The organism is Streptomyces sp. NPDC056231 (assembly GCF_048270745.1).
Classification (GTDB): domain Bacteria; phylum Actinomycetota; class Actinomycetes; order Streptomycetales; family Streptomycetaceae; genus Streptomyces.
The window spans coordinates 1-5,321 of the sequence record NZ_JBLVKW010000064.1; the positions used below are offsets into that span (position 1 = coordinate 1).

The 5,321-nt window shown below is 66.4% G+C and carries 6 protein-coding genes; 3 read left to right on the forward strand and 3 right to left on the reverse strand.

The window, feature by feature from the left end:
• On the reverse strand, positions 1-378 hold a 378-nt coding region (locus tag ACNPQM_RS33270; RefSeq protein ID WP_418086878.1), incomplete at its 3' end, for a transposase.
• A 121-nt stretch (positions 379-499) separates the two neighbouring features.
• Complete coding sequence (locus ACNPQM_RS33275) at positions 500-1,036, reverse strand: DUF1877 family protein (RefSeq protein ID WP_418086879.1); 537 nt, start codon at positions 1,034-1,036, stop codon at positions 500-502.
• Positions 1,037-1,468: 432 nt separating this feature from the next.
• Here ACNPQM_RS33275 and ACNPQM_RS33280 point away from each other — a divergent pair, with 432 nt between their 5' ends.
• The gene (locus tag ACNPQM_RS33280; protein WP_418086880.1) at positions 1,469-1,876 is read left to right on the forward strand and encodes a contact-dependent growth inhibition system immunity protein; all 408 of its coding nucleotides are present in this window, start codon (positions 1,469-1,471) and stop codon (positions 1,874-1,876) included.
• Between the two features lie 122 nt (positions 1,877-1,998).
• Here the strand turns inward: ACNPQM_RS33280 and ACNPQM_RS33285 are convergent, their stop codons facing one another.
• Complete coding sequence (locus ACNPQM_RS33285) at positions 1,999-2,730, reverse strand: nucleotide sugar dehydrogenase (RefSeq protein ID WP_418086881.1); 732 nt, start codon at positions 2,728-2,730, stop codon at positions 1,999-2,001.
• Positions 2,731-2,796: 66 nt separating this feature from the next.
• Here ACNPQM_RS33285 and ACNPQM_RS33290 point away from each other — a divergent pair, with 66 nt between their 5' ends.
• Together ACNPQM_RS33290 and ACNPQM_RS33295 are read left to right on the forward strand one after the other, a co-directional pair.
• Positions 2,797-3,570, forward strand: coding sequence for a glycosyltransferase family 2 protein (locus tag ACNPQM_RS33290; protein ID WP_418086882.1), 774 nt, complete (start codon positions 2,797-2,799; stop codon positions 3,568-3,570).
• Positions 3,571-3,951: 381 nt separating this feature from the next.
• The gene (locus ACNPQM_RS33295; protein ID WP_418086883.1) at positions 3,952-5,250 is read left to right on the forward strand and encodes a UDP-glucose dehydrogenase family protein; all 1,299 of its coding nucleotides are present in this window, start codon (positions 3,952-3,954) and stop codon (positions 5,248-5,250) included.
• Positions 5,251-5,321 lie beyond the last annotated feature (71 nt).

The window sequence follows — 5,321 nt, forward strand, 5'->3', positions numbered from 1 at the left end:
GTACGACAGCGGGAAGCGGAAGTACAGCCACACGCAGTGGGAGATGATCTCCACCGGATACCGGTGCCCCTTGTACGACGGCGCGGTGTCCACGAGAAGCCCCTCCCACGATGACCCGAAGATCATCTCACTGGGCCAGGCCAACGTGACAGTGCCGTCCCCGCCCAGCGCCACCGCGAGCGCCACATCGAGCAGGATCTTGCCCGGATCATGCACTGCCCGCGTCCTGCGCCACGGCGCCAACGCCGCTGATATCGCCGTATCCAGGCCGCTCTTGTGGACCGTCTCCACCAACAACGCGGCCCCGGCCTGTGAGACCGCTCCGCGGCCACCACCCTCGACACGGACACGGGGGTACGACCCGATACTCTTCTTCACCTGAGGAGTGCAGCTTTCCTGACGACGAACAGGACCCTAGACAAGCCTCATCGTCCCAGGTCAGAGGCACTCCTCGCTTATTTGATCAAGCCTCGGACACTCACACTCGCGAAGCGCGAGGCTAGTACCAGAACGCCTTGACGACGGCGCGGTGTGCAGCGGCCGCGCGGCCGTAGAAGTCCCGAAGGCCGGTGTGGTGGGCAAGGTAGTTCTCCTTGGCCGCGCCTTCCGGGTCCTCCCACTGGGCGTACGGCGCGGTGAGTTTGGCCCCCTCCACCTGCCAGAGAGCTTCGAAGGAGGCCCCGGCGAGCAGGTCTGCGACCGTGGCGACCCGGTCCGGGTCGAGGATGACGAATGGCGGTTGCTGGTCCATGTAGGCGGGGACGATCCGACCCCCGTAGATCGGCAGATCCCATGATGTAGTCCCGCCGACGAGCGTGGGCCCTGCCAGGTAGAGGTCGTTGAGGGGGCCGAAGTCCTTGGCTATGGATTCCGCGATGCCTGCCGCGTACTCGGTCTCATGGTTGTCCCAGGCCGCGCCCATGAACTCCTCCAGTGAGGCATGGTCGTCCCGGATCTCATCTTCTGCCACCGCTCGAAGGTGAAGGTGAAAGCTCATGTCTCGGTCTCCTCGTGACTGCCTGCCTTGATCTTGCATGACGGCCCGTCGGGTGCGGACTGGCTGCGGGAGTGCAGGTGGCCCGGCTGTCGCGTCGAGTGGGCTCCGGGTTCCACGGCTCCGGTGGGGTGATGCTGTTTGGAGGGACGGGAAGCTGCTGGGCAACCGGGGTTCGGCAGGGCATGGAGCCGTCATCTTCACCTGAGGAGTGCAGCATTCCTGACGACGAACAGGACCCTAGACAAGTCCCATCGCCCCAGGTCAGAGGCACTCCACGCTTGTTTGATCAAACTTCGGACGCCCACACTCGCGAAAGTGCGAGGTTAGAGCGCGCAGAGAATCAACGCCGTCGCTGCACGAAAGCAACCTTCGTCTGAGATCGTGTTTGAGATCTCGCGTTGTGGTCGGCTAGCCGGAGACCAGCAATGCTCTCCGGCACCCGACCACACGCATGCACGAGAGAATCGTCTGGTGACTGTATCTATCGACCGTAGTAGGTCCCTTGAGGAGCTTGAACGTGATCGCTGGCAGGCACCCCCGCCTGACGCCACCCGTCTCATTGCGACGGCGCATGCCCTGCGGAGTCGGCCGGTCGGAACTCTGACCGTTGAGGACCTACGCCTGCTGATCGGGCAGGACATTGGGCTGTCGGTGCTTCTTCCGCTCGCCGTGGAGGTGCTTCGTGACAACCCGCTGGCCGAAGGCGACATGTACGAGGGCGACCTGCTGTGCGCGGTCGTGACCAGGAACTCAGCTGTCTGGAGCGCTTATCCGGAACTTGCGAGGCAACTGACCTTCATCGTCGGCGGCCTCTCCGACATCTCGCCAGACCTGCGGAGCAAGGTCGAGCGGTTTGTAGGCGACGTCCAGAATTCCTGATGCGTCGCAGGTGCCTGTCGTCTACTACGGGGCTGTCCACCGAAGACGTTGTGGTCCTGGCCGTTTGGCAGGGCAACCTCGGGTGAGCCGGCGGACCATGATGCCGATCATCGCCCACCGGATCATGGTCGCGGACCGGGCTTGGAGGCGGCGGCGTCGATCGCCTCCCCGGCGTTCACGCCAAGCGGCCTGGCGAGCATCGCCATCTCGTTGACCAGCGCGATGTTGACGTGCCGGAAGGTGTTCTCGATCAGTTTGGTCAGCTCGGCCACCTTCGTTCCGGAGACCGGAACCGTGGTCTGCACCACGCTGTCGTAGAAGCCCTTGATCACGTCAAGCGATGCGGCGTCGATGCCGGACACCACCTTGGGCGTCTTCTCGAACGGCCACGTCTGGTTTCCCGGGTCGATGCGCTCGGGGCTGAAGCCGACGTGGAAGTCCGCACCAGCGATCAGGCCGGATGCCTTCTCCAAGATCGGTATCACCAGCTCCTCGGTGGTGCCGGGGTAGGTCGTGGACTCCAGGACCACGGTGCACCGGGGCACAAGTGCTCGCCGAGCGTCTGGGCGCACGACTCGACGTAGGTCAGGTCGGGAACTCCGTCCCGCAGCGGGGTCGGCCGCGATGTCGAATCGGGGCAGCGCGGCGGCTTCGGCGGTCGCGGAGTAGGCTCCGGAGTCCAGCACTGCGCGGAGCCGCGCGGACGCCACGTGCTCCACGTACGACTCGCCTGCGGCGAGCTGCTGGACGCGATGCGGGTCCACGTCGTAGCCGACGACACGGTGGCCCACTTCTGCGGCGCGGACGGCCAGAGGCAGTCCCACATATCCCTGACCAGCGACAACAACATGCATGGCAGTTCCTATTCGATCGCAGTGTTTGAATGGACTGCCGTTCCTGTCTGAGCAAGGAGAAGCCCTGTGCCCCTGGTGTCTGTCGTGATGCCCGTGTACAACTCGGCAGCGACTTTGGGCGCAGCGGTCCGGTCGGTGCTCACGCAGACCCACAGCGATCTGGAGCTGCTGGTCACCGACGATCAGTCGTCCGATGGCTCCATGGACCTGCTCATGGAGTTCGCCCGGCAGGACAAGCGCGTCCTGCCGGAATCGGCACCCGAACGGGGCGGTGCCGGCCGGGCACGCAACCTCGCTATCGAGCGGGCCCGGGGGGACTACGTCGCCTTCCTCGACAGCGACGACATGTGGCTGCCGGAGAAGACCGAGCGGCAGATCGAATTCGCGGCGGCGGGCAGTGCGCCCCTGACGTTCACCTCGTACTTCAAGATGGACGCCGACTACGACGGCGAGAGCACCGACTTCATCCCGAACGGGCGCGTCGTCCGCGCGCGGGAACACGTGGACTACCGCGCGATGCTGGTCCAGGACCACATCGGTGCTCTGACCGCCATGTACGACCGCAACGTCCTGGGCACGAGGCTGATGCCGGAGATGCGCAAGAGGCAGGACTACGCCCTGTGGCTGTCGATCATGCGTGACGGCGCTGACGTCCGGGGCCTTGCCGAGCCGCTTGCGGTGTACAGGGCCCACCAGGCGGGATCGCTGTCCTCCAACAAGCTGTCGCTCGTCCCGTACAACTGGTCGCTGTACCGCGAGCACGAGGGACTGTCGGTCCCCCGGGCGTCGCGGGCGCTGACCGGCGCTGTGTGGCACTCGCTGCGTAAGTCGCGGATCTAGGACCTCTGCGAGACCCGGCCAGCCGTCCGCTGCACCACCTACGGGGCAACCGGTCCGGTGGTGCGTGCACTGCGCAGGAACAGTTGGAGCAGCAGGGCGTGAGGCCGGGAGCGGGATGGCACAACGGTAAGGGCACCGTGTGACACCTGGAGACGGTGCGCCCTGCTGCCGGGAGTGGTCAGTCGTGGGTGGGCTCTGGGTGTCGGACGGCCCGCGGCAGCGTCCGTATCCGTTACGTCAACGGTTGACACAACGCGCAGAACTGGCAGGCGAGTTACGCCCCACGGGGTGCCAATCGATAGGCTCAAGCCGTGCGGCAGGAGCCGACCTTGCTCCCCACGCTGACCGTTCGACGCTTGAGAATGGAACACGATGGTTCACATGCCGAAACGCAAAGTCGCAGTCTTCGGCGCCGGGTACATCGGCTTGGTGACGGGCGCCTGCCTCGCCGAGCTGGGGCACACGGTGACGGTGCGCGACATCCAGCCGGAGCGCATCCGGATCCTGCGTGCGGGCGACATCCCAATCTTTGAGCCCGGCCTCGGCGACATGATCAATCGCAACAAGGAGAGGCTTTCCTTCACCCTCGACGTGGACGAGGCGGTGCGCGACGCCGAGGTGGTGTACGTGTGCGTGGACACCCCGCCGATGGCGTCGGGCGACGCCGACCTGTCCCGCGTGTGGGCCGTGGTCGACGCGTTGAAGGAGTCCGCTCACCTGTCCGCAGTCGTCGTGAAGAGCACCGTGCCGGTCGGCACCGGCACCCGGGTCCGCGCGGCCCTGGACGCGGCCGGCCTGGAGCACGTCGGTTACGCCGCGAACCCCGAGTTCACCGCTGAGGGCAAGGCGGTGCAGGACTTCATGCGCCCCGACCGTGTGGTCGTCGGCACGGCGGACGACGCCACGGCCGCCCTGCTCACGGAGCTGCACGCGGGTGTGGATGGACCGGTCGAGGTGATGGATGTCGCCTCGGCCGAGATGGTGAAGATGGCGGCGAACGCGCTCCTCGCGACGAAGATCAGCTTCACGAACGAGATCGCGACCATGTGTGAGGCAACCGGCGCCGACATCACCCAGGTGACCAAGGCGATCGGGATGGACCACCGGCTCGGCCCGCACTTCATGAACGCCGGCCTTGGTTACGGCGGCTCGTGCTTCCCGAAGGACAGCCGCGCGCTGCGGGCCATGGCCAGCAACACTGGCTATCCCTTCCAGCTCCTCACCGCAGTGATCGAGGTCAACGAACTCCAGCCGCGACGAGCGATCCAGCGCCTTAAGACCGAACTGGAAGGCCTTCGGGGGAAGCGGATCGCGCTGCTCGGCATGACCTTCAAGGCGGGTACGGACGACATGCGTGAGGCGCCGAGCACTATCATCGCGTCGCGGCTGCTCGCCGAGGGCGCTGAGGTGCGCTGCTGGGATCCGCTGGCGCAGCCGCGCGACGAGGAGCCGTGGTCGTCGACCGAGCGCCGCGCGACGCCGGTCGAGGCGATGGCCGGGGCGGACGCCGCGATCATCGTCACCGAGTGGCCGGAGTTGCGCGAGGTTCCCTGGGGCGAGGCCCTTGCCGGCATGGCCCGTCCGGTCCTGTTCGACGGCCGGAACCTGCTCGACCCGCAGGCGATGAGCAAGCTCGGCTTCACGTACCTGAGCGTGGGGCGCGGGACGACGGTGATCTGAGCGAGACGGCGGGCCCCAGGGGTAGAACCTGGGGGCCCCCCCGAGGGGGGGGGTGGGTTGGGGTGCGGTGT

What these genes read in the sequence shown, in the direction of transcription:
- ACNPQM_RS33275 (WP_418086879.1), bottom strand. Translation starts at nt 1,036, where the DNA reads ATGCAAGATCAAGGCAGGCAGTCACGAGGAGACCGAGACATGAGCTTT.
- ACNPQM_RS33285 (WP_418086881.1), bottom strand. Translation starts at nt 2,730, where the DNA reads ATGCATGTTGTTGTCGCTGGTCAGGGATATGTGGGACTGCCTCTGGCC.
- ACNPQM_RS33295 (WP_418086883.1), top strand. Translation starts at nt 3,952, where the DNA reads ATGCCGAAACGCAAAGTCGCAGTCTTCGGCGCCGGGTACATCGGCTTG.